Source organism: Streptomyces sp. MAR4 CNX-425, assembly GCF_048656465.1.
Classification (GTDB): Bacteria; Actinomycetota; Actinomycetes; order Streptomycetales; family Streptomycetaceae; genus Streptomyces.
Window position 1 is genome coordinate 115,919 of sequence record NZ_JBMDLF010000011.1, and the last position, 21,429, is coordinate 137,347.

Here is a 21,429-nt window from a genome sequence, read left to right on the forward strand (position 1 = left end):
CAGAGGTCACGAGGGTCGATGTCACGGTCCCGTCATCCGGAAGACATCCCGGCGGGGGTCGCGGAGGAGCCGGGCGCGTGGGGCGCGGTGCTCGCGCCCCGGCTCGCGCAGTTCGCGGCCGTCGCCCGCGAAGAGCACGTCACCCGCGCCGCGCGGGCACTCGGCGTCCCGCAGCCGACGCTGAGCCGGGCGATGGTACGGCTCGAAGCCGACCTCGGCGTCGCGCTGTTCGCCCGCCGCGGGCGCGCCCTGTCGCTGACGACGGCGGGCCGCGACCTCCTCGCGTACGCCGAACGCGCGCTGGCGGAGGTGGGCCGGGGCGCGGAGGCCGTACGCGCCGACGCGCACCCGGAGACGGGGAAGGTGGCCTTCGGCTTCCTGCACACGCTCGGCTCCGAGACCGTGCCGGGGCTGCTGCGGGAGTTCCGCAGGGACCACCCGCGGGTGCGCTTCGCGCTGGTGCAGAACTACGGCGAGTGGATGCTGCAACGGCTGCGGGCGGGCGAACTTGACCTGTGCCTGACCTCGCCGGTGCCGGACGCACCGGACCTGGTGGCGCGGCGGCTGGCCGAGCAGCCCATCCGGCTGGTCGTCCCGGACGACCACCGGCTCGCGGGGCGCCGCCGGATCCGGCTCGCGGAGGTGGCGGAGGAGCCGTTCGTCACGCTGGAGCCGGGCTACGGGATGCGGCGGATGACCGAGGAACTGTGCGCGGCGGCGGGGTTCGCGCCGCGGATCGCGTTCGAGGGGGAGGAGGCGGAGACGATCCGCGGGCTGGTGGCGGCGGGACTGGGGGTGGCGCTGCTGCCGCCGCCGGCGGTGCCGCGGCCGGGGGTGGTGGAGCTGCACGTGACGGCGCCGCGGGCGGTGCGGGAGATCGGGGTGGCGTGGGTGGCCGGCCGGCAGGAGACGCCCCCGGTGGCGGCGTTCCGGCGGTTTCTGCTGGGGCGGCGGGGGGAGCTGCTGGCGGGGTGAAGGGTAGGCCGCCCCTCCGACAGCACACCTGCCCGCGCCCGCGCACACCTGCCCGCGCCCGCGCACACCTGCCCGCGCCCGCCTGCCGGTCCCGCCCGCCGCGACAGCCCGCGGCGCGCTGCCCGCTACGCCGGTGCGAACCCCGTCGCCAGCGGCATCCGCAGACCTATCGGCGGCGGTGCCGCGAGCGCGTCGGCGACCGGCCGGCTGTACGGCCGGCCGAAGAGCGAGCCGCGTACGAAGTCGGCGGCCAGGGCGAGCACTTCGGACCGGTGCTGGTGCAGCCCGTGCCCGTCCGAGTGCACCTCGAAGCGGCACACGTCGCGGTTGGCCTTCTTCGCCCGCACCGCCAGCCGGTACGACAGGTCCGGGTCGGTGCGCTCGTCGTCGGTGCCGTGCACGAACAGCACGGTGCGGCCGCTCAGCTGCCGCACGGGCTCCGCGTCCGCCGCCTGCGCGTCGGGCAGCCACGGCGCCAGCGCCGCCACCGAGACGACCGCCTCGTGCCCGGCGGCGCGCAGCGCCGCGCGCCCGCCGACGTCGGTGCCGACCAGCGCCACCGGCACGTCCCCGTACCGCCGTACGACCTCCGTCAGCGCCCACTCGGCGTCGTGCGCGGCGTCCGCCGCGGCGCCGTTCCAGCCGCGGCAGCGGTAGTGCACGGTGTGCGTGACGAGCCCTTCGTCGCGCCCGGCGCGCGCGAGCCGGCGGGCCAGCGACCAGACGGAGGCGGCGGCGAGCCGCGACGGCCGCCGGCTGCTCTCCTCCTCGCCGGCGGGCAGCAGCAGCGCCACCGCCTGCGCGGAGGGCGCCCCGGTGGCGCGGCCGAGCCGGGCGGGGCGGGTCACGCTGGTGTCCTGAGCCATGGCAGCACGATGGCAGATGGCGGCGCCCCTGCCCACCCGTCGGCGCCTCTACACCGTCCGCCGGCAAGGCAGTTGTCCGGCCGCGCGCCGCGGCGGGGGAGGGCGGCGTCGGGCGGCCGGGACCGGCGGGGGCGCACCCCGCCCTGCGGCACCCGCCGCCGGGCGCGGCTCTACGCGCGTAGGATGGCGCAAACCGTGACGCGAAAGGGGCGTGCCGCATGGCGGGTGACAACGGCAGGGGCGAGGGCTCGGCGGGGCGGGGGGCGGTGCCGGACGGGGACCGGATCCGGCGGGCGCCCAAGGTGCTGCTCCACGACCACCTCGACGGCGGGCTCCGCCCCGCCACCATCGTGGACATCGCCCGCGAGACGGGCTACTCGGGCCTGCCCGAGAGCGACTCCGAGCGGCTCGGCGCCTGGTTCCGGGAGGCCGCCGACTCCGGGTCGCTGGAGCGGTACCTGGAGACCTTCGCCCACACCTGCGCCGTGATGCAGACCCGCGACGCGCTGGTGCGGGTCGCCGCCGAGTGCGCCGAGGACCTCGCCGCCGACGGCGTCGTGTACGCCGAAGTGCGCTACGCCCCCGAGCAGCACCTCCAGGGTGGGCTGAGCCTGGAGCAGGTGGTGGAGGCGGTCAACGAGGGCTTCCGCGAGGGCGAGCGGCGCGCCCACGCCGCCGGGCGCCGCATCCGCGTGGGCGCGCTGCTCACCGCCATGCGGCACGCCGCCCGCTCGCTGGAGATCGCCGAACTCGCCAACCGCTACCGCGACCTCGGCGTCGTCGGCTTCGACATCGCCGGGGCCGAGGCCGGTTTCCCGCCCACCCGCCACCTCGACGCCTTCGAGTACCTCAAGCGCGAGAACAACCACTTCACCATCCACGCCGGCGAGGCGTTCGGCCTGCCGTCGATCTGGCAGGCGCTCCAGTGGTGCGGCGCCGACCGGCTCGGCCACGGCGTACGGATCATCGACGACATCCACGTCGCCGACGACGGCACGGTCAAGCTCGGCCGGCTGGCGGCGTACGTGCGCGACAAGCGGATCCCGCTGGAGCTGTGCCCGACGTCCAACCTGCAGACCGGCGCCGCCACCTCCTACGCCGAGCACCCCATCGGGCTGCTGCGCCGGCTGTACTTCCGGGCCACGGTCAACACGGACAACCGGCTCATGAGCGGCACCAGCATGAGCCGCGAGTTCGAGGAACTCGTCCGCACGTTCCACTACACGCTCGACGACATGCAGTGGTTCACCGTCAACGCCATGAAGTCGGCTTTCATCCCTTTCGATGAAAGACTGGCGATGATCAATGAGGTCATCAAGCCCGGATATGCCGGGCTGAAGTCGGAATGGCTCTTTCACTGACCGGCTCTGACCTGTGCTTTCGGGCGCTTGCAGGGTGTTGCGGCGATGGTCCTACGATCCGTTGACAGGGCTGTACGGGCCAATTTCCCGGCCGGCGGCGCGGTCTTTGCCGCGGCGATACCGCGCTGGCTACATTGCTCACTGCCGCTCGATATCCGCAAGGACGAGGACCTGAATTCCATGAAGACCCGCAAGCTCGTCGGTACCGCAATGCTCGGCGCCGCCTTCGCCGTCGCCGGGGCGGGCACCGCCTCCGCCGACACCCCCGGCCCCGCCCTGCCCGGCCCGCTCGGGCAGCTGACCGCCCCGCTGGAGTCCGTCACCGGTTCCCAGCTGGCGAGCAACAACGGCACGCCCGCCGGGGCGGCCGAGACCCAGCAGATGCCGAACCTCGGTCAGCTCGGCGCCCTGACCAGCGTGGTCCCCCTGGCCGGCCTGCCGATCTGACACGACCCGCACGCACCGAACGCCGGGGCCGGCATCCGCGTGGATGCCGGCCCCGGCGCCGTGTCGTGGATGGGCCGTCCTCACCAGGCCGGGCGGTGTGCCTTCGCCTCGTCGGGCATCAGCAGCCACAGCGCCAGGTAGAGCAGGAACTGCGGGCCCGGCAGCAGGCAGGACACCAGGAAGACGCCCCGGACCGTGGTGGGGGTCGTGCCGAAGCGCCGGGCCAGGCCCGCGCACACTCCGGCGATCATCCGGCCGTCGCGAGGTCTCGTCGGCATGGCCATGGCTGCGTCACTCCTCAGGTCGGCGGTCCGCGGCCCGCTCGACGGGGCCGGTGAGTCCACCGTAGGCACGCAAGCCGGACGAAACGTCGCTCTACGGGGCGATCTCGACCCTGGGGATTCTCGGGGTCGGGCCCTGAGCCGCCCCGTCCTCCGCGCCCGCCGCCCCTCCCGCCCGCTCGGCTCCCTGCGCCCGCCCGGCTTCCCCCGCCCGCTCGGCTCCCTCCGCGCCGGCCGCCTGCTCCGCGTGCGCCTTCCCCGCCGCCCGGCCGGCCGTACGCCCCGCAGCCGCCCGGCGGCGCAGCCGCGCCCGGGTGGCCGGGACCACCGCCAGGTGCGCCAGCGCGATCCCGAGGATGTACAGCAGCATCGTGTCCACGTTCGCGACGTGCCCCGGCACCGCCGTCTTCAGCAGCTCCACGACCAGCGCCAGCATCGACCCGGCGAAGACGGTGCGGGCGAACGACCCCGCCACCGAGGCGTGGACCCGCCCGCGCACCAGCGGCAGCAGCACGCCCGCGGGCGCCAGCACCAGCAGCGACTCGACGGTGTGCCGCAGCGCCGACCAGGGGTCGTCGGCGAACTCCGCCCGGATCGTCGCGAGGGGTCGCAGATTCGCCGCGTCGACCCACGGCACGGCGTTGGGGCGGAGCGTAAACCACCAGACTGCGGTCAGATGCAGGACTAGGAGGACAACGCCGGCCACCCGGAATCTCAGGGCGGCCGATCCGCCCGTCGCATGGCGCTGCACGCAGGCAAGGACGCCGCTACCGACCCGTACGGTTCCCGCGCTCCGCCACCGGGGTGAGTTCCGCGCCGGGGACCCCCCTCAGCCGACGAGGCGGCGGCGCCAGTCCAGGCCGGTGACGTCTATCGCCCGGCCCGGGTCGCCGTCCCACGCGGTCCGCAGCCCGGCGGCCGCGAGGGCGGCCACCACCTCCCGGCCGACGGCCGCGGTGGTCTCCGGCGAGTCGTCGAAGCCGCCGTAGTAGAGCGTCAGCACGCCGTCGGCGGCCGCGGACTCCGCGGACGGGTAGGTGAAGTAGACGAAGCCGCGGGCGTCCGGCGCGGCGGCGCCGCCTATCTCCGCGTCGCCGCAGCTGCGGCAGCACGCGAAGTGCTCGCGGGCGGTGACACCGGCGTCGTCGAGGGCGGTGAACGCGCCGGTGAGCCGCTCGGGGTCGGTCTCGCCCCGCCAGCCGGTCTGCTCCTCGACCCGCTCCAGCCACAGGCGGTCGGCCAGCGCCCGCGCCTGCGCGGCCGAGACGGGCCGGCGCTCGCCGGTGACGAGGTAGTCGGCGGCGACCTCGGCCAGCCGGTCGCGGGTGGCGTAACCGGCGGCCAGCATCTCCTTCAGGCGCTGCTCCAGCTCCGTACGGTCGGCGTCGCCGAGGTCGAGCGGCGGCACCTCGGGCTCGGGGGGCACGTCCGCGGGCGTCCACGTCAGCCCGGCCTCCCAGCCGTCGTCCTGCCGGGCCCAGCCGGTCAGGGCCGCGAGCACGGCCCCGGGGTCGTCCGTCGTCGCGCCGAAGTGCCGGTCGGGGCCGCCGTCGCGGTACTCCACCGTGTAGTCGCCGCCGGCGTCGTGCCAGACCTGGGCGAAGGACGCGGGCAGGTCGGGGATCCGCTGGAGGACGAGGAAGTGGTCGTCCGGGCCGCCTATCCGCCGGACCAGCCCGGCCAACTCCCCGGCGGACACCCGCACATGCCGCTCCCCGTCCTCCGTCCGCACCACGATCTGAAGCATGGGCAAACTCTGACACATCCCACTGACAGCGGACCCCGGGAAGCGGAGAGGCACCCGCGAAAGGGACAGGGGCAGAGCGCGGGGCAGGGACAGGGGCAGGGTCGGGGGGCGGGGCAGGGGCGGCTCAGGTCGCGGGCTCGCCGACGGTGTTCTCCGGCGTCCGCACCGTGTCGTCGGTGCAGCGGTACGTGTACGGGCGGTCGCCCTCGTCCGGCCCCGCCAGCACCGCCGCGTGGCCCTCGCCCACCGCGTACGTACACACCAGCTGCGCCAGCATCGGCGAACCGAGCCCCCGCGGGTCCCGGCTGAGCCGCACCGTGCCCGCCGGGTCCCCGGGCTGCCGGTCGGCCACCCGCAGCCCGGAGACGGCGGTGGAGTAGCCGGCCCGCCGCTCGTCCTCGCTCGGGTTCCGCGCCAGCTCGGTCAGCAGCCGCCCGGCCAGCTCCGGGCCCGTCAGGTCGTCGGGGACGCCGCGGGGCACCGGCGCGAGCCGCGTGCCGCACACCAGGTACACCGGCCGCAGCGTCTCGCCGTCGGCCGCGCGCGCCGCGGGCGACGGGCCGCCCGGCGCGCACTCGGCCCTGGTGGGCCCGCCGCCGGCGTCCACGGGCACCGAGGTGGGCCGGATTCCGCACCCGGCGGCGAGCACCGCGGCGGCGCTGGCCGCGACCACCGCCGCCGCGGCCCGTACCGCAGGGACCGGCCGCTTCGAGGGTGCCGCCGTCACTCGTCCTCCTGCTCCCGGGCCGTTGCCTCCGCCGACGAGTCCCGCGGCAGCCGCAGCGTGAACACCGCCCCGCCCGCCGCGTCGTTGGCCGCGGTGATCGTACCGCCGTGGATCCGGGCGTTCTCCACCGCGATGGACAGCCCGAGGCCGCTGCCGTCGGAGCGCGGCCGGGCGGTGTTGGCCTTGTAGAACCGGTCGAAGACGTGCGGCAGCACCTCGGCCGGGATGCCCGGCCCGTTGTCCTTCACCTCGATCAGCAGGTCGCCCGCGCCGGGCGCGTCCGCCGTCGTGTGCACCGACACCCGCACGGGGGAGCCGCCGTGCTTGAGGGCGTTGCCGATGAGGTTGGCGAGGATCACGTCCAGGCGCCGCGGGTCGAGGCGCGCGACGATGCCGCGGTCGGCGTCCAGCTCCACCGCGTCCAGCCAGGCGCGGGCGTCGATGCAGGCGGTGACCTGGTCGGCGACGTCCACGTCGTCGAGGACGAGCCGGGCGGTGCCGGCGTCGAAGCGGGTCACCTCCATCAGGTTCTCCACCAGGTCGTTGAGCCGCCGGGTCTCCTGCACCACCAGCTGCACCGCGGGCGCGATCATCGGGTCGAGGTTCTCCTGCTCCTCCTCCAGCACCTCCGACACCGCGGTCATCGCGGTCAGCGGGGTGCGCAGCTCGTGCGACATGTCGGCCACGAAGCGCCGGCTGGACTTCTCCCGCTCGCTCAGCTCCTCCACCCGCTGCTGGAGCCGCTCCGCGGTCTGGTTGAACGTCCGCGACAGGTCGGCCAGCTCGTCGGTGCCGGTCACCCGCAGCCGGGTGTCGAGCTTGCCCTCGCCGAGCCGCCGCGCCGCCTCCCCGAGCCGCTGCACGGGGCGCAGCACCGTGGACGCGGCGCCCTGCGCGAGCAGCGCGGAGCCGACCAGGGACAGGCCGGTGGCGATGCCCAGCGACCAGGCCAGGGAGTTGAGGTCCCGGCGCTCGGAGTCGAGGGACTTGAACATGTAGCCGGTCCAGTCGGTGCCCGCCACCCGGGCGCCGCCGACGAGATACGGGGTGCCGTCCATCGTCACCCGCTGCCAGTACAGGTGGTACGGCGACTTGCTGTCGTCGCGCCGCTGGCGGACCGCGGACTTCAGCGGCTTCGGCACGTCGCCCAGGCCGAACGACGTGCCGGACCGCTCGACGCACCCGGGAGCGCTCCCCGCGCCGCCGTCGCCGTCCGCGACGAGGATCACGTCGTAGTTCTGCGTGGTGCCCGACAGCCGCCGCGCGACCTTCCCCAGGTCGGCGCAGCCGGCCCGCAGGTCCAGCTCGCCGCTCTCCTCTCCCAGCGCCTCCCGGAAGTCCTCCAGCGACGCGTCCTGGGTGCGGGTGAGCACCGAGTCCCGGTTCAGCCAGTACGCGATGCCGGCCACGGACACCGCCGAGACCAGCGCCACCAGCGCGAACACGATGACCAGCCGCAGTCGCAGGCTGATCCAGCGCAGCAGCCCCGCCGCCCAGCCGCGTACGAGCCCCTGCCGCCCCTGCGCGTCGGAGGGGCCGGGGCTCACGAGGGCGGATCCAGCCGGTAGCCCACGCCGCGGACTGTTTTGATCAGGGTCGGTGCGGACGGTACGTCCTCGACCTTCGCGCGCAGCCGTTGCACGCAGGCGTCGACGAGCCGGGAGTCGCCCAGGTAGTCGTGCTCCCAGACCAGTTGGAGAAGCTGCTGGCGGGACAGCGCCTGGCCGGGCCGGCGGCTCAGCTCCAGCAGCAACCGCAGCTCCGTCGGCGTCAGTTGCAGGTGCTCGCCGTCCTTGGTGACGGTCATCGCCGAGCGGTCGATGACGACGTTCCCGAACGTCGCCGAGTCCGTCGTCTCCCGCTCGCCGCGGCGCAGCACCGCGCGGATGCGGGCGTCCAGCACCCGTCCCTGCACGGGCTTGACCACGTAGTCGTCGGCGCCCGACTCCAGCCCGACGACCACGTCGATGTCGTCGCTGCGCGCGGTGAGCAGGATGATCGGCAGCTGGTCGGTGCGGCGGATGCGGCGGCACACCTCGAAGCCGTCGATGCCCGGCAGCATGACGTCCAGCACGATCAGGTCGGGCCGCTGCTCGCGCAGCAGCTTCAGCCCGTCCTCACCGGTCGCCGCGGCGGTCACGCGGTGGCCCTGGCGGGAGAGGGACATCTCCAGCGCGGTGCGGATGGCGTCGTCGTCCTCGATCAGCAACAGAGAAGGCACGCGGGTCATTCTGGCAGGGCGGGCCGGAAGGGGCGAGTTCGCCGTCATCACGGCCGGTGGGAGCGCTTGCGCGGGGCCGTGGAAAGCGCTGTCGGCAGGGCCGCGGCCGGGGGTTGGCACCCCCTGTTGCACGCCTGTGACAGTCGGCGGACAGCGCCATGAAGTCGGGACGCCAGGATTTTTCACGTCGGGCAAGCCCGGCACAGCAAGCCGACCGAAGCAGACTCCACCGGCGGGGGGCGCGAGATGAACGCACTGCACGACAGCATCACGGGCGCAGCGGTTCAGACGCGACTGCACGCCAAGGGGGGGAGTGCTGAGGGGATGGCTCCCGCCCGCGCCACGCGCGGAGCGGGGGAGTCCGGTGCCGCGAACGCGCGGGGGTGCGGCCGCGGCACCGGGCGTCGTCCTTCGTACATGGTCGCGATCGCGGGCAGCACGGGGACCGGGCAGCCCGCGGACCCGGGGGGGAGCAACGGGGGGAACTCCGGGGGGGACGACGGGGGGAAGGCGTACGGAGAGGTGTCGGGGGAACCGGCCGGCGCGCAGACCGGGGCCGTCGCGGAGGCAGACAGCACCGCGGCGTTCACCGCCTACGTGGCCGAGCGGCGCGCCTCTCTGTACGCCACCGCCTACCACCTGACCGGCGACCGGTTCGAGGCGGAGGACCTGCTGCAGAGCGCGCTGTTCTCCACCTACCGGGCCTGGGACCGGATCAGCGACAAGGCGGCGGTGGGGGGATACCTCCGCCGGACGATGACGAACCTGCACATCAGCGCCTGGCGCCGGCGCAAGCTCGCGGAGTACCCGACCGAGGAACTCCCGGAGGCGGCCGGCGACTCGGACGCCATGCGCGGCACGGAGCTGCGCACGGTGCTCTGGCAGGCGCTGGCGCGGCTGCCCGAGCAGCAGCGCACGATGCTCGTGCTGCGCTACTACGAGGGCAGGACCGACCCGGAGATCGCCGACGTGCTGGGGATCAGCGTGGGGACCGTCAAGAGCAGCATCTGGCGCTCGCTGCGCCGGCTGCGCGACGACGAGGCGCTGAGCTTCGGGCGGGACCGGGAGGAGTCGTTCGAGGAGCTCGTGGCCTGACGGGGCCGATGACCGGGACGGGGGGACCCGGGGCCACGGGAGGGGAAAAACGGGGGAATCGGGGGAAACGGGGGAAAACCGCGAGACCGTACGGGCGTCAGAGGGCACCCGGGGGACTCGGGGGACACGGGGGATACGGGGGACGAAGCGGGGCCGGACGCACGGGGGGTGCGCCCGGCCCTGGTTCGTGTGCGCGGGCGCGCGGGGTTCCGCGCGTACGGCAGGCCGCGCCGCGGCACGGCCGCGAACCCGGTGGGGCGCCGGCGGCACAGGCGCGGTCGTGCGCCGCGCCGTGCCGCCCCCGCCCGTGCTCCCGTGCTTCGGTGCCCCGGACGGCAGGCCCTTCAGTAGGCCGAGCCGCCCACGCCCAGGCTGCCCGTCGGGTGCCAGACCGTCTTCGTCTCCAGGAACGCCGTCAGCCGCCCCGTGCCCGGGTCGGCCGTCCAGTCCGTCCCCTTCGGCCCGGCCGGCGGGCGCAGCACCCGCTTCAGGTTGTCCGCCGCCGCGACCTCCAGCTCCACCGCCAGCTCCGCGTCCGCGCCGGTCAGGTCGACGGCGTTGACGTCCTGGTGCGCGGCGAGCGTCGGCGCGATCTCGGCGGTACGGCCCGACAGCACGTTGACCACCCCGCCCGGCACGTCCGACGTGGCCAGCACCTCCGCCAGCGACAGCGCCGGCAGCGGCCGCTTCTCCGCGGCGACGACCACCGCCGTGTTGCCCGTGGCGATCACCGGGGCGAGCACCGACACCAGCCCCAGCAGCGCGGAGTCCTGCGGGGCGAGGACCGCGACCACGCCCGTCGGCTCCGGCGCGGAGAGGTTGAAGTACGGCCCGGCGACCGGGTTGCCGCCGCCGGCGACCTGGGCGACCTTGTCGGTCCAGCCCGCGTACCAGACCCAGCGGTCGATCGCCGCGTCCACCTGCGCCGCCGACTTCGCCTTCGACAGCCCCTCGGCGTCCGCGACCTCCGCGACGTACTGCTCGCGCCGCCCCTGGAGCATCTCCGCGACCCGGTAGAGCACCTGGCCGCGGTTGTACGCCGTGGCGCCGGACCAGCCGGCGACGGCCTTGCGGGCGGCGACGACCGCGTCGCGGGCGTCCTTGCGGGAGGAGCGGGGCGCGTGGGCGAGCCAGCGGCCCTTCGCGTCGGTCACCTCGTACACCCGCCCGCTCTCCGAGCGGGGGAACTTCCCGCCCACGTACAGCTTGTAGGTCTTGAGGACCGACAGCCTCGCATCCGCCTGTGTCATTGCAGGTATGCCTCCAGCCCGTGCCGGCCGCCCTCGCGGCCGAAGCCCGACTCCTTGTAGCCGCCGAACGGCGAGGCCGGGTCGAACTTGTTGAACGTGTTCGCCCACACCACGCCGGCGCGCAGCTTGTCGGCCACCGCCAGGATCCGCGAGCCCTTCTCGGTCCACACCCCGGCGGACAGCCCGTAGGGGGTGTTGTTGGCCTTCGCCACCGCCTCGGCGGGGGTACGGAACGTCAGCACCGACAGCACCGGGCCGAAGATCTCCTCGCGCGCGACGCGGTGCGCCTGCGTCACGCCGGTGAAGAGCGTGGGCGCGAACCAGTAGCCGCTGCCGGGCAGGTCGCACGGCGCCGTCCAGCGCTCCGCGCCCTCCGCCTCGCCGGCCTCGGCCAGCTCGGTGATGCGGGCGAGCTGCTCGGCGGAGTTGATGGCGCCGATGTCGGTGTTCTTGTCGAGCGGGTCGCCCAGCCGCAGCGTGCCGAGCCGCCGCTTGAGCGAGTCCAGCACCTCGTCGGCCACCGACTCCTGGACGAGCAGCCGGGAGCCGGCGCAGCACACCTGGCCCTGGTTGAAGAAGATGCCGCCGACGATGCCCTCGACGGCCTGGTCGACGGGCGCGTCGTCGAAGACGATGTTGGCGCCCTTGCCGCCCAGCTCCAGCGTGAGCCGCTTGTCCGTGCCGGCGACGGCGCGGGCGATCTCCTTGCCGACGGCCGTCGAGCCGGTGAAGGCGACCTTGTCGACGTCCGGGTGGGCGACGAGCGCCGCGCCGGCGTCCCCGTAGCCGGGGAGGATGTTGACCACGCCGGCCGGCAGCCCGGCCTGGCGGCAGATGTCGGCGAAGAACAGCGCGGACAGCGGGGTGGTCTCGGCGGGCTTCAGCACCACGGTGTTGCCGCAGGCCAGCGCCGGGGCGATCTTCCAGGCCAGCATCAGCAGCGGGAAGTTCCACGGGATGACCTGGCCGGCGACGCCCAGCGGCTTGGGGTCCGCACCGAAGCCGGCGTAGCCGAGCTTGTCGGCCCAGCCGGCGTAGTAGAAGAAGTGCGCGGCGACCAGCGGGAGGTCGGCGTCCCGGGTCTCCCGGATCGGCTTGCCGTTGTCCAGGGTCTCCAGCACCGCCAGCTCGCGCGAGCGCTCCTGGATGATGCGGGCGATACGGAACAGGTACTTGCCCCGCTCCGCGCCGGGCAGCGCGGACCAGGGGGCGAACGCCCGCCGGGCGGCGGCGACCGCCCGGTCCACGTCCGCCTCGCCGGCCTGGGCGACCTCGGAGAGGACCTCCTCGGTCGCCGGGGCGACGGACTTGAAGACCCTGCCGTCGGCGGCCTCGGTGAACTCGCCGTCGACGAACAGGCCGTAGCTGGGCGCGATGTCGACGACCGAGCGGGACTCGGGCGCCGGCGCGTACTCGAAGAGCTTGGTCATCCCGTCTCAGTCCACCGTCACGTAGTCGGGTCCGGAGTAGCGGCCGGTGCGGAGCTTCTGCCGCTGCATGAGCAGGTCGTTCAGCAGGCTGGAGGCGCCGAAGCGGAACCAGCGGTTGTCCAGCCAGTCGTCGCCGGCCGTCTCGTTCACCAGCACCAGGAACTTCACCGCGTCCTTGGCGGTGCGGATGCCGCCGGCGGGCTTCACCCCGACCTGCACGCCGGTGGCGGCGCGGTAGTCCCGGACGGCTTCGAGGAGGACCAGGGTGTTGGCGGGGGTGGCGTTCACGCCGACCTTGCCGGTGGAGGTCTTGATGAAGTCCGCGCCGGCCAGCATGCCCAGCCAGCTCGCCCGCCGGATGTTGTCGTACGTGGACAGCTCGCCGGTCTCGAAGATCACCTTCAGCCGGGCCCGGTCGCCGAGGGTCTCGCGGACCGCGCGGATCTGCTCGTAGACCTCCAGGTAGCGGCCGGCGAGGAAGGCGCCGCGGTCGATGACCATGTCGATCTCGTCCGCGCCCGCGGCCAGCGCCGCGCGGGTGTCGGCGAGCTTCACGTCGAGTCCCGCCCGGCCGGACGGGAAGGCGGTGGCGACCGCGGCCACCTTGACGCCGGAGCCGGCCAGCGCCCCGGCGGCGGTGGCGGCCAGGTCCGCGTACACGCAGACGGCCGCGACCTGCGGTGTCGTCCGGTCGGTGGGGTCGGGGGTACGGGCCTTGGCGCACAGGGAGCGCACCTTGCCGGGGGTGTCGGCGCCCTCCAGCGTCGTCAGGTCGATCATCGAGACCGCCAGGTCCAGGGCGTACGCCTTGGCCGTGGTCTTGATCGAGCGGGTGCCCAGGGCGGCGGCGCGGGCCTCCAGACCGACCGGGTCGACGCCGGGCAGCCCGTGCAGGAAGCGGCGGAGCGCGCCGTCGGAGGCCGTGACGTCCGCGAGGGGCGCCGGCGGGTCCGCGGCTTGCGTGGGTATGCGGGGCATGGTCACCACACGAGCATATCTACCCGCGTAGCGTCCCGGGGAGAGGTCGTACCCACCCGGCGGATCGATGCGGTACCGCAATACCGGCTCGATGTCCGGAATCCGGAGCCGTCCGGCAGAATCGGCGGCATGAGCAAGGACTCCCAGGCCGCACAGCCGAAGTACGCCGACCGCGCCTACCGCTCCGTCGCCGGCATCGCCGCCGGCGTCCTGCTGCTCGCGCTCGGCGGCTGGCTCGGCGGCGACGCGCTGGTCCGCGGCAGCGGGCAGGCGCGGGCGGTGGCGCTGGCCGCGCTGGTCGCGGGGGTGCCGCTGGTGGTGGCGCTGACGCTGCGGCCGGTGGTGTACGCGGGCCAGGAGCGGCTCAAGGTGCGCAACCCGTTCCGGACGATCGTGGTGCCGTGGGCGCGGGTCGAGGAGATCCGCGCGCGCTACTCCAGCGAGGTCGTCACCGCGGACGCCACGTACCAGATGTGGGCCATCCCGGTCTCGCTGCGCGCCCGCAAGAAGGCGAACCGCCGCCGGGACCGCGCGGCGGCCGGCGGCGGGCTGTTCAGCCCGTCCAGCCGCACGGCGCTGTCCGACCCGGCGCTGCGCCGCCCGGACGGCACCGGCGGCGGCGCCCCGGACGCGCCGGTGGACGTCACGCCGTCGGGCGACAAGTCGATCCGCGAGCTGCGCGAGCTGGCGGGCGTGTACGCCGACCGCGAGGGCGCGCAGGGGCCGGTGGCGGTGCGCTGGGCGTACGAGATCCTGGCCCCGGCGATCGCGGGCGGCGTGGCGCTGATCGTCGCCATCGCCGCCGGCTGACCGCCCGGGCGGCGGCCGCGTCGCTCCCGGCGCCGCCCGGATCTCCCCGGATTGCGCCTGCGGCATGACCCGCCGCGGCAGTGGGGGCGGGGTACGGGATGACACGGGCTCGCGTCGACCGAATCGAGGACGGCGAGTACACGCTCTCCTTCACCGGTGCCGAGGGCGGCGTCACGCTCGACTTCCCGTTCACGGCCGGCGACGGCGCCGGCCCGGGCCGCGCTGGACCCGGCCCGCCCGCCCGCGCCTGACGGCGCACGCGGGGGGCGGGTCAGCCCGGGCGGACCGCGCTGTGGACCGGCATGCTGTAGATCGACTCGGTGCGCACCACGGCACCCGGGCGGGGAGCGTGGATCATGCGGCCGCCGCCGGTGTAGAGGCCGACGTGGCTGATGTCGTCGAAGAAGAAGATGAGGTCGCCGGGGCGCAGTTCGGACAGAAGCACCCGGGTGCCGAAGGTGACCTGGTCCCACGTCACCCGGGGGATCTCCACCCCCGCCGCCCGCCACGCCGCCTGGGTCAGCCCCGAGCAGTCCCAGGCGCCGGGCCCGGTGGCGCCCCACACGTACGGCTCGCCCACCTGCCCCTCGGCGAAGGCGATGGCGGCCCCCGCCCCCTCCGACACGGGTCCGTCCGCCGCGGGCGCGGTGGCCTCCCCGGTGATGGTCTCCTCGGCCAGCTCCTGCCGCTGCTCCTCCTGCCGCTCCCGCTCCCGGCGCTGCTCGGCGGCCTCCCGCCGCGCGTGCTCCCGGGCACGGCGCTCGGCCTCGGCGCGCTCCGCGCGCTCCAGCCTGTCGAACTCGGCCCGCTCGCGGTCGCCGAGGTCCGCCTTCAGCTCGCGGGCCTCGGCGAGCTTGTCCTTGAGCACCTTCTCCTCGCGGCGCAGGGACGCCTCGCGGTCCTTCAGCCCGTCGACGGCCGCGGTCGCCGCCTTGCTGCGCTTACGGGCCTCGCGCTGCCGCGCGGCGAACTCGTCCACCGAGTGCTGCTGCCGCGCGGAGAGCCGCCCGAGGAGGTGGCGGTGGTCGGCGTAGCCCTGCGGATCGTCCACGAGCAGCAGAACGGCCGCCTGCGACAGGCCGGTCGCGCCCGTGCGGTACTGGGTGGTGACGTACTGGGTGAGCGTGCGGCGGGCGTCGTTGACCCGCGCCGTGGCCCGGGCGGCCCGGTCGAGCAGCCGGTCGGCCCGCCGCTCCTGCGCGTCGACCGCCTCCCCGGCCGCGTTGACCCGCTGCCCCGCGACGCGCGCCTCCCGGTCGAGCTCCTTCACCCGCTCCCGCACCTCCGCCGCCCGCCGCGCGGCCTCCTCGGCCCGCTCCCGCTGCTCCGCGACGGCGGGCGGTTCGTCCTCGCGCGGCTCGTCCGCGACGGCGACCTGCGTCAGCAACACGGCGGCGACGAGCGCGGAGGCGCCGAGGACGCCGGAGCGCAGCCGGCGACGGGCAGCACGCGGACCTCCCGGGGTGACCAAGGCCGGATCCTCCTCCCGCGAGCGGACGGTCCGAGCGTGCGCGGAGGAGCCGAACACCCCGGATCGCCCACGTATCCAAGAAGGAAAGGTCACCCCCACCCGCTACCCACCCGGACCACGCCCCACGCCCCGCGCTCCGCCGCCGGGCCTGCGACCGGCCTGGGTTCAGCTCACTTGGCGGACCAGTCCGTCAGTGTGCCGGTGCACTCGCTGATCCGGCGGGTTTCGGCGCCGGCCGGATCCGTGACGTAGAGCCCGCACGTGCCGGTCTCCGGCTCGGACGCGAGGTAAGCGATCGCCGTGCCGTCCGGTGAGAAGACAGGTGTACGGGGGTTGACGGCGGCCTCGATGACCTTGTCCTGGCCTGTGGCCACATCGACGGTGTGCAGCCCGTCGTCCCCGCCGTAGACGATCGTGCTGCCGTCGGGCGACCAGTCGGGCGCGGACGCGGCGGTGCCGACGTTGGTCCGCTGAATGACCGTTCGGGTGTCGAGGTCCATGGTGTGGACGTCGACGGGGTCCGGCTCATCAGGAACCTGGCTCTGGCCGCTTACCGTCAGGAATGCGATCTGTCCCCCGTTCGGCGAGACCGCAGGCTCCGAGCCGCCTCCGAGGCGCTCGTAACCGTGGCCGTCACTCTTTATCCAGCCGAGGCCGTTCGGGGAATCGAAGACGATCCGCCGGCCGTTCGGCGTCCAGTCCGGGTGGCCGACGAACGCCTCTTCGCCCCCGCTGTCGAGCGCCGGCAAGATCACCTGTTCGCCGGTGCCGTCCGCGGCGGCGACTCGGAGGTCACGAAGCCAGTAGCAGCTCTCCGGATCGGGAGTGCACGGCTCGGCCCAACTGAAGGCCAGCCGCGTTCCGTCGGGGGAGTAGACGCCTTCGACACCCCGGGTGATCTGGCGCGTGGCCACGCCGGTGTTCGGATCCACTTCGAAGGTACCGCCGTCGTGCATGCGGCCGAGGGACACTAAGAGCGTGCCGCCGAGATCCTCGGACTCGGGTGTTGCGGCCGCTGCCGTGCCCATCAGTGGTAGTGCTGCGAGGGAGAGGAAGAGCGCTGTCGCCTTGCGTGTGAGTCGCACGTAGTGACCTTTCGCCTTGGGCTCCGCAGCGGGACCGCCGCGAGTGGAGTGATGTGAACTCCCGTTCTCTTCAGCGCTGTTGACGCCCCTTCCGTCACATCGGCGTTTTCTGCTCGACCGCGCGTTCATCGCAGAGGGCAGGGCTACGGCTGAAGCACAGAGGAACTGGACAACATCGCGGGCGGAGATCCAGCGCACGCCCTTTGAAGGCACCGGCAGACCCGGGCCTCTCAAGACGGACCACGGCAGCGACTGATCCCGCGCTGGGGCGGTGCCCGGCGCGGCGCCGGGGTGCGGCTCAGAGGCCTGCTGCCGCCGACAGGTCCTCCTTCAGCGCCGCCAGCACCTCCGCCGCCGTCGCGCGGGCACCGGGCAGGCCGCGGCGGCCGTCCGTGACCGGGACCACGGCCTCCAGGTAGCACTTCAGCTTCGGCTCCGTGCCGCTCGGGCGGACGATCACCCGGGCCGCCTCCACGCCCCGGTCCCGGCTGCCCGCGAGGGTGTAGCGGAGGCCGTCCGTCGGGGGGAGGGACTCCGTGCCCGCTGCCAGGTCCTCCGCGTGCGTCACCCGCAGGCCCGCCGCCGATTCCGGCGGGGTTTCGCGGAGGCGGCGCATCGCCGTGGCGATCACGTCCAGGTCCTCGACGCGGACCGAGAGCTGGTCGGTGGCGTGCAGGCCGTACTCCACCGCGATGTCGTCCAGGAGGTCCTGCACCGTGCGGCCCGCCGCCTTCAGCTCCGCCGTCAGCTCGGCGACGAGCAGGGCGGCGGTGATGCCGTCCTTGTCGCGGACGCCGGCGGGGTCGACGCAGTAGCCGAGGGCCTCCTCGTAGGCGTAGCGGAGGCCGTCGACGCGGGCCAGCCACTTGAAGCCGGTCAGGGTCTCCTCGTACGGCAGGCCCGCGGCCCGGGCGATCCGGCCCATGAGGGAGGAGGAGACGATGGACGCGGCGAAGGTGCCGGTCGCGCGCTTGTGGACGAGGTGGGTGGCGAGGAGCGCGCCGACCTCGTCGCCGCGGAGCATGCGCCAGCCGCTGTCGGTCTCCGGGTCGGGTACGGCCACCGCGCAGCGGTCCGCGTCGGGGTCGTTGGCGATGATCACGTCGATGTCGCCGCCGGACGCCGCGCGGGCCGTGGCGTACGCCTCGTCCATCGCCCCCGGCTCCTCCGGGTTCGGGAACGCGACCGTGGGGAAGTCCGGGTCCGGCTCCGCCTGCGCCGCGACCGGCACCGGGGGCGGGAAGCCGGCGCGGGTGAAGGCGGCGGCGAGGGTGGCGCCGCCGACGCCGTGCAGCGCGGTGTGCACCGTACGTACGTCACGGGGGCCGCCCGCCGCGACGACCGTGGCGGCCCGGTCGAGGTACGCCGCCACGACGTCGTCGCCGAGCACCTCCCAGCCGCCCTCCGGGCGGGGCACGTCGGCGAGCGGGCCGACCGCGTCGATGGCGGCGGCGATCGCGGCGTCGGCGGGCGGGACGATCTGCGAGCCGCCGTCCAGGTAGACCTTGTAGCCGTTGTCGCGCGGCGGGTTGTGGCTGGCGGTGACGGTGACCCCGGCGACCGCGCCGAGGTGCCGGATGGCGAAGGCCAGCACCGGCGTCGGCAGCGGGCGGGGCAGGACGGCGGCGCGGAAGCCGGCGCCGGTCATGACGGCGGCGGTGTCCTCGGCGAAGGCGTGGCTCTTGTGCCGGGCGTCGTAGCCGACGACGACCAGGCCGCCGTCCGCGCCCTGCTCCTTCAGGTACGCGGCCAGCCCCGCGGCCGCGCGGATGACGACGGCGCGGTTCATCCGCATCGGCCCCGCGCCCAGCTCGCCGCGCAGGCCCGCGGTGCCGAACTGGAGCGTGCCGGCGAAGCGGTCGGCGAGGTCGGCGAGGGCGGCGGGGTCGCCGGCGCGCAGCAGGGCGTCCAGCTCGGCCCGGGTGTCGGGGTCGGGGTCCTCCGCCAGCCAGGCCCGGGCCCGGGCGGTGAGCGCGGCGGCGTCCGCGGGCGGGGCGGCGGTGGCGTTGGCGGTGTCGTGCGTGGCGGTGGTCGCGGCGTCGTCCGCGGTGGGGTTCCCGGCGGCGTCCGCGGTCAGGTCCGTGGTCACTGGTCGTCCTCTCCTCGGTCCCCGTCCCCGGCCCCCGGGGCGTACCCCTCCAGTCTTCACACTCTCCGCAGCACCTCGGCGAGCAACCCGCCCATCCGGGCCGCCGAGTCCCGCCCCGCCTGGAGGACCTCCTCGTGGCTCAGCGGCTCCCCGGTCATGCCCGCCGCCAGGTTCGTCACCAGCGAGATGCCCAGCACTTCGGCGCCGGCCTCGCGGGCCGCGATGGCCTCCAGGACCGTCGACATGCCGACCAGGTCGGCGCCGAGGCGGCGCAGCATCTCGATCTCGGCCGGTGTCTCGTAGTGCGGGCCGGGCAGCTGGACGTAGACGCCCTCCTCCAGGGTGGGGTCCACGTCCCGGCACAGCGCGCGCAGCCGCGGCGAGTACAGGTCGGTGAGGTCCACGAAGCGGGCGCCGGCGATGGGGGAGGCGGCGGTGAGGTTGAGGTGGTCGCCGATCAGCACCGGCTGGCCGGGCCGCATGCCGTCGCGCAGCCCGCCGCAGCCGTTGGTGAGCACCACGGTCTTGCATCCGGCCGCCACCGCCGTGCGCACCCCGTGTGCGACGGGGGCGACGCCGAGGCCCTCGTAGAGGTGGGTGCGGCCGAGGAAGACCAGCGCCCGTTTGTCGCCGAGCCGGTACGAGCGGAGCCGCCCGGCGTGGCCCTCCACCGTCGGTGGCGGGAAGCCGGGCAGGTCGGTGACGCGCAGCTCGTGCTCGGGCGTGCCCAGCGCGTCCGCGGCGGGCACCCAGCCGGAGCCCATGACGAGCGCGACGTCGTGGGATTCGGCCCCGGTGAGCTCGCGGAGGCGGTCGGCGGCGGCCGCCGCGTCGGGCGCGGCGTGCGGAGTGGATGCGTTCACGCGACGAGCGTAGCCCGTCACCCCCTACGCGCGTAGAAGCGGCCCCCCGCACGGGCCCCGGCCGATCCCGCGCCGATCCCCACACCCATCCCGCGCGCGACCCCTCCCCCTGCGCCCCGGGGCACGTAGGGGCACCCCTGCCCCCGCGCTGCGCCCGCCGGCGGCGGCGATGGACAATGGGGTACGTGAATCGGATCGTGATCATCGGTGGTGGCCCCGGCGGGTACGAGGCGGCGCTCGTCGCCGCGCAGCTCGGCGCGGAGGTGACGGTCGTCGACTGCGACGGCCTGGGCGGCGCGTCGGTCCTCACCGACTGCGTACCGTCGAAGACGCTGATCGCCACCGCGGAGGTGATGACCACCTTCGACTCCTCGTACGAGGAGCTGGGCATCATCGTCGCGGACGACACCCCGCCCGACAAGGTGGCCGCCCGCGTCGTCGGCGTGGACCTGGGCAAGGTCAACAGCCGGGTCAAGCGGCTGGCGCTGGCCCAGTCCGAGGACATCGCCACGAGTGTGACGCGGGCCGGCGGCCGGGTCGTACGCGGCCGGGCGAGCGTCGCGCCGCAGCAGGCCCCGGACGGGTCCCGTACGGTCCGGGTGGCCAGGGCCGCGGCGGGCGAGCCGACGGAGCTGGTCGCGGACGCCGTGCTGGTCGCCACCGGCGGCAGCCCGCGCGAGCTGCCCGACGCGCTGCCCGACGGCGAGCGGATCCTGAACTGGAAGCAGGTCTACGACCTCGACGAGCTGCCCGAGGAGCTGATCGTGGTCGGCTCCGGCGTCACCGGCGCCGAGTTCGCGGGCGCGTACCAGGCGCTCGGCTCCCGTGTCACCCTGGTCTCCAGCCGGGACCGGGTGCTGCCGGGCGAGGACCCGGACGCGGCGGCGGTGCTGGAGGACGTGTTCCGGCGCCGCGGCATGAACGTGATGAGCCGCTCGCGGGCGCAGAGCGCCAAGCGCGTCGGCGACCGGGTCGAGGTGACCCTGAACGACGGCCGCGTGATCACCGGCTCGCACTGCCTGATGGCGGTCGGCGCGGTGCCCAACACCCGGGGGATCGGCCTGGAGGAGGCCGGGGTGCGGCTGACGGACTCCGGGCACATCGGCACCGACAAGGTGTCGCGCACGAGCGCGCCCGGCATCTACGCCGCGGGCGACTGCACCGGCGTCTTCGCGCTCGCCTCGGTGGCGGCGATGCAGGGCCGTATCGCGATGTACCACTTCCTCGGCGAGACCGTCGCGCCGCTGCGGCTGAAGACCGTTTCCGCGAACGTGTTCACGGATCCCGAGATTGCCACGGTGGGGTACCAGCAGTCGGATGTGGACGAGGGGCGCATTGATGCGCGGGCGATGAAGCTGCCGCTGCTGCGCAACCCCCGGGCGAAGATGCAGGGCGTACGCGACGGATTCGTGAAGCTGTTCTGCCGCCCCGGGACCGGGATCGTGGTGGGCGGCGTAGTGGTCGCGCCGCGCGCCAGTGAGCTGATCCACCCCATCTCGATCGCGGTCGACAACAATCTGACCGTCGAACAGATCGCGAAGGCGTTTACCGTCTACCCCTCCCTGTCGGGCTCGATCGCCGAGGTGGCGCGGCAGCTCCAGGCCAGCAAGGCACCGGCCGACGACTAGGCCGCGACGACCAGGGCCCGGACGGCTGCACCGGGCGGCCCAACCGAGCGCCTATACCACCTCCGGATGTCGAAGAGGAGCATTTTCTTCTCATCGACGCAAGCG

The 21,429-nt window shown here is 74.6% G+C and carries 21 protein-coding genes; 7 read left to right on the top strand and 14 right to left on the bottom strand.

Annotation, left to right across the window (positions count from 1 at the left end):
- The first annotated feature begins 18 nt into the window (after nucleotides 1-18).
- Nucleotides 19-975 (top strand): LysR family transcriptional regulator, encoded by a 957-nt coding sequence (locus ACHZ99_RS27225; protein WP_420307405.1) that lies wholly within the window; start codon nucleotides 19-21, stop codon nucleotides 973-975.
- Nucleotides 976-1,100: 125 nt separating this feature from the next.
- Here the strand turns inward: ACHZ99_RS27225 and ACHZ99_RS27230 are convergent, their stop codons facing one another.
- Nucleotides 1,101-1,841, bottom strand: a complete 741-nt coding sequence (locus ACHZ99_RS27230; RefSeq protein WP_420307406.1) for an alpha/beta hydrolase — start codon at nucleotides 1,839-1,841, stop codon at nucleotides 1,101-1,103.
- A 218-nt stretch (nucleotides 1,842-2,059) separates the two neighbouring features.
- Between ACHZ99_RS27230 and ACHZ99_RS27235 the strand changes: the two genes are divergently transcribed.
- Nucleotides 2,060-3,202 (top strand): adenosine deaminase, encoded by a 1,143-nt coding sequence (locus ACHZ99_RS27235; RefSeq protein WP_420307407.1) that lies wholly within the window; start codon nucleotides 2,060-2,062, stop codon nucleotides 3,200-3,202.
- Between the two features lie 180 nt (nucleotides 3,203-3,382).
- Entirely contained in the window at nucleotides 3,383-3,649 is a 267-nt protein-coding gene (locus ACHZ99_RS27240) for a hypothetical protein (RefSeq protein ID WP_420307408.1), read from the top strand.
- An 80-nt stretch (nucleotides 3,650-3,729) separates the two neighbouring features.
- Here ACHZ99_RS27240 and ACHZ99_RS27245 read toward each other — a convergent pair whose 3' ends face one another.
- From ACHZ99_RS27245 to ACHZ99_RS27270, 6 genes are all read right to left on the bottom strand, one after another.
- Entirely contained in the window at nucleotides 3,730-3,933 is a 204-nt protein-coding gene (locus ACHZ99_RS27245; protein ID WP_420307409.1) for a PspC domain-containing protein, read from the bottom strand.
- A 91-nt stretch (nucleotides 3,934-4,024) separates the two neighbouring features.
- Nucleotides 4,025-4,681, bottom strand: coding sequence for a VanZ family protein (locus ACHZ99_RS27250; protein ID WP_420307410.1), 657 nt, complete (start codon nucleotides 4,679-4,681; stop codon nucleotides 4,025-4,027).
- A 78-nt stretch (nucleotides 4,682-4,759) separates the two neighbouring features.
- A complete protein-coding gene (locus ACHZ99_RS27255) occupies nucleotides 4,760-5,677 on the bottom strand; it encodes a DUF6891 domain-containing protein (RefSeq protein WP_420307411.1) in 918 nt (305 codons plus the stop codon).
- 124 nt (nucleotides 5,678-5,801) lie between these two features.
- Nucleotides 5,802-6,404 carry a hypothetical protein gene (locus ACHZ99_RS27260; protein WP_420307412.1) on the bottom strand — a complete coding sequence of 201 codons (603 nt, stop codon included), beginning with the start codon at nucleotides 6,402-6,404 and terminating at the stop codon, nucleotides 5,802-5,804.
- Nucleotides 6,401-7,951 (bottom strand): ATP-binding protein, encoded by a 1,551-nt coding sequence (locus ACHZ99_RS27265; RefSeq protein WP_420307413.1) that lies wholly within the window; start codon nucleotides 7,949-7,951, stop codon nucleotides 6,401-6,403. Before ACHZ99_RS27265 ends, ACHZ99_RS27260 begins: the two co-directional genes overlap by 4 nt.
- Nucleotides 7,948-8,625, bottom strand: a complete 678-nt coding sequence (locus tag ACHZ99_RS27270) for a response regulator (RefSeq protein ID WP_027756226.1) — start codon at nucleotides 8,623-8,625, stop codon at nucleotides 7,948-7,950. The genes ACHZ99_RS27265 and ACHZ99_RS27270 overlap by 4 nt, the downstream gene beginning before the upstream one ends.
- Before the next feature lie 246 nt (nucleotides 8,626-8,871).
- On the opposite strand from ACHZ99_RS27270, the gene ACHZ99_RS27275 reads away from it, so the two are divergent.
- Nucleotides 8,872-9,720 (top strand): SigE family RNA polymerase sigma factor, encoded by an 849-nt coding sequence (locus ACHZ99_RS27275; RefSeq protein WP_420307414.1) that lies wholly within the window; start codon nucleotides 8,872-8,874, stop codon nucleotides 9,718-9,720.
- A 344-nt stretch (nucleotides 9,721-10,064) separates the two neighbouring features.
- Here the strand turns inward: ACHZ99_RS27275 and ACHZ99_RS27280 are convergent, their stop codons facing one another.
- From ACHZ99_RS27280 to deoC, 3 genes are read right to left on the bottom strand one after another with little or no spacing between them, the layout of a single operon-like run.
- Nucleotides 10,065-10,970: an aldehyde dehydrogenase family protein gene (locus ACHZ99_RS27280; protein ID WP_420307415.1), complete on the bottom strand. Its 906-nt coding sequence runs from the start codon at nucleotides 10,968-10,970 to the stop codon at nucleotides 10,065-10,067.
- Nucleotides 10,967-12,400, bottom strand: a complete 1,434-nt coding sequence (locus tag ACHZ99_RS27285) for an aldehyde dehydrogenase family protein (protein ID WP_420307416.1) — start codon at nucleotides 12,398-12,400, stop codon at nucleotides 10,967-10,969. Before ACHZ99_RS27285 ends, ACHZ99_RS27280 begins: the two co-directional genes overlap by 4 nt.
- Before the next feature lie 6 nt (nucleotides 12,401-12,406).
- The gene (deoC, locus tag ACHZ99_RS27290) at nucleotides 12,407-13,378 is read right to left on the bottom strand and encodes a deoxyribose-phosphate aldolase (RefSeq protein ID WP_420307554.1); all 972 of its coding nucleotides are present in this window, start codon (nucleotides 13,376-13,378) and stop codon (nucleotides 12,407-12,409) included.
- A gap of 129 nt (nucleotides 13,379-13,507) precedes the next feature.
- On the opposite strand from deoC, the gene ACHZ99_RS27295 reads away from it, so the two are divergent.
- Together ACHZ99_RS27295 and ACHZ99_RS27300 are read left to right on the top strand one after the other, a co-directional pair.
- On the top strand, nucleotides 13,508-14,188 hold the full coding sequence (locus ACHZ99_RS27295; protein ID WP_420307417.1) for a PH domain-containing protein: 681 nt from the start codon (nucleotides 13,508-13,510) through the stop codon (nucleotides 14,186-14,188).
- A 98-nt stretch (nucleotides 14,189-14,286) separates the two neighbouring features.
- On the top strand, nucleotides 14,287-14,439 hold the full coding sequence (locus ACHZ99_RS27300) for a hypothetical protein (RefSeq protein WP_420307418.1): 153 nt from the start codon (nucleotides 14,287-14,289) through the stop codon (nucleotides 14,437-14,439).
- 20 nt (nucleotides 14,440-14,459) lie between these two features.
- Here ACHZ99_RS27300 and ACHZ99_RS27305 read toward each other — a convergent pair whose 3' ends face one another.
- From ACHZ99_RS27305 to ACHZ99_RS27320, 4 genes are all read right to left on the bottom strand, one after another.
- Nucleotides 14,460-15,659 carry an NlpC/P60 family protein gene (locus tag ACHZ99_RS27305; RefSeq protein ID WP_420307419.1) on the bottom strand — a complete coding sequence of 400 codons (1,200 nt, stop codon included), beginning with the start codon at nucleotides 15,657-15,659 and terminating at the stop codon, nucleotides 14,460-14,462.
- Between the two features lie 170 nt (nucleotides 15,660-15,829).
- Nucleotides 15,830-16,687 (bottom strand): TolB family protein, encoded by an 858-nt coding sequence (locus ACHZ99_RS27310; protein WP_420307420.1) that lies wholly within the window; start codon nucleotides 16,685-16,687, stop codon nucleotides 15,830-15,832.
- Nucleotides 16,688-17,042: 355 nt separating this feature from the next.
- The gene (locus ACHZ99_RS27315; protein WP_420307555.1) at nucleotides 17,043-18,692 is read right to left on the bottom strand and encodes a phospho-sugar mutase; all 1,650 of its coding nucleotides are present in this window, start codon (nucleotides 18,690-18,692) and stop codon (nucleotides 17,043-17,045) included.
- Between the two features lie 197 nt (nucleotides 18,693-18,889).
- Complete coding sequence (locus tag ACHZ99_RS27320) at nucleotides 18,890-19,696, bottom strand: purine-nucleoside phosphorylase (protein ID WP_420307421.1); 807 nt, start codon at nucleotides 19,694-19,696, stop codon at nucleotides 18,890-18,892.
- A 176-nt stretch (nucleotides 19,697-19,872) separates the two neighbouring features.
- On the opposite strand from ACHZ99_RS27320, the gene ACHZ99_RS27325 reads away from it, so the two are divergent.
- Nucleotides 19,873-21,324 carry an NAD(P)H-quinone dehydrogenase gene (locus ACHZ99_RS27325; protein WP_420307422.1) on the top strand — a complete coding sequence of 484 codons (1,452 nt, stop codon included), beginning with the start codon at nucleotides 19,873-19,875 and terminating at the stop codon, nucleotides 21,322-21,324.
- The last annotated feature ends 105 nt before the right edge of the window (nucleotides 21,325-21,429 follow it).

Coding starts and splice junctions, on each gene's coding strand:
- ACHZ99_RS27225 (WP_420307405.1), top strand. CDS start 19: ATGTCACGGTCCCGTCATCCGGAAGACATCCCGGCGGGGGTCGCGGAG.
- ACHZ99_RS27230 (WP_420307406.1), bottom strand. CDS start 1,841: ATGGCTCAGGACACCAGCGTGACCCGCCCCGCCCGGCTCGGCCGCGCC.
- ACHZ99_RS27235 (WP_420307407.1), top strand. CDS start 2,060: ATGGCGGGTGACAACGGCAGGGGCGAGGGCTCGGCGGGGCGGGGGGCG.
- ACHZ99_RS27240 (WP_420307408.1), top strand. CDS start 3,383: ATGAAGACCCGCAAGCTCGTCGGTACCGCAATGCTCGGCGCCGCCTTC.
- ACHZ99_RS27245 (WP_420307409.1), bottom strand. CDS start 3,933: ATGGCCATGCCGACGAGACCTCGCGACGGCCGGATGATCGCCGGAGTG.
- ACHZ99_RS27255 (WP_420307411.1), bottom strand. CDS start 5,677: ATGCTTCAGATCGTGGTGCGGACGGAGGACGGGGAGCGGCATGTGCGG.
- ACHZ99_RS27275 (WP_420307414.1), top strand. CDS start 8,872: ATGAACGCACTGCACGACAGCATCACGGGCGCAGCGGTTCAGACGCGA.
- ACHZ99_RS27280 (WP_420307415.1), bottom strand. CDS start 10,970: ATGACACAGGCGGATGCGAGGCTGTCGGTCCTCAAGACCTACAAGCTG.
- ACHZ99_RS27285 (WP_420307416.1), bottom strand. CDS start 12,400: ATGACCAAGCTCTTCGAGTACGCGCCGGCGCCCGAGTCCCGCTCGGTC.
- deoC (WP_420307554.1), bottom strand. CDS start 13,378: ATGCCCCGCATACCCACGCAAGCCGCGGACCCGCCGGCGCCCCTCGCG.
- ACHZ99_RS27295 (WP_420307417.1), top strand. CDS start 13,508: ATGAGCAAGGACTCCCAGGCCGCACAGCCGAAGTACGCCGACCGCGCC.
- ACHZ99_RS27300 (WP_420307418.1), top strand. CDS start 14,287: ATGACACGGGCTCGCGTCGACCGAATCGAGGACGGCGAGTACACGCTC.
- ACHZ99_RS27310 (WP_420307420.1), bottom strand. CDS start 16,687: ATGGGCACGGCAGCGGCCGCAACACCCGAGTCCGAGGATCTCGGCGGC.
- ACHZ99_RS27325 (WP_420307422.1), top strand. CDS start 19,873: ATGGGGTACGTGAATCGGATCGTGATCATCGGTGGTGGCCCCGGCGGG.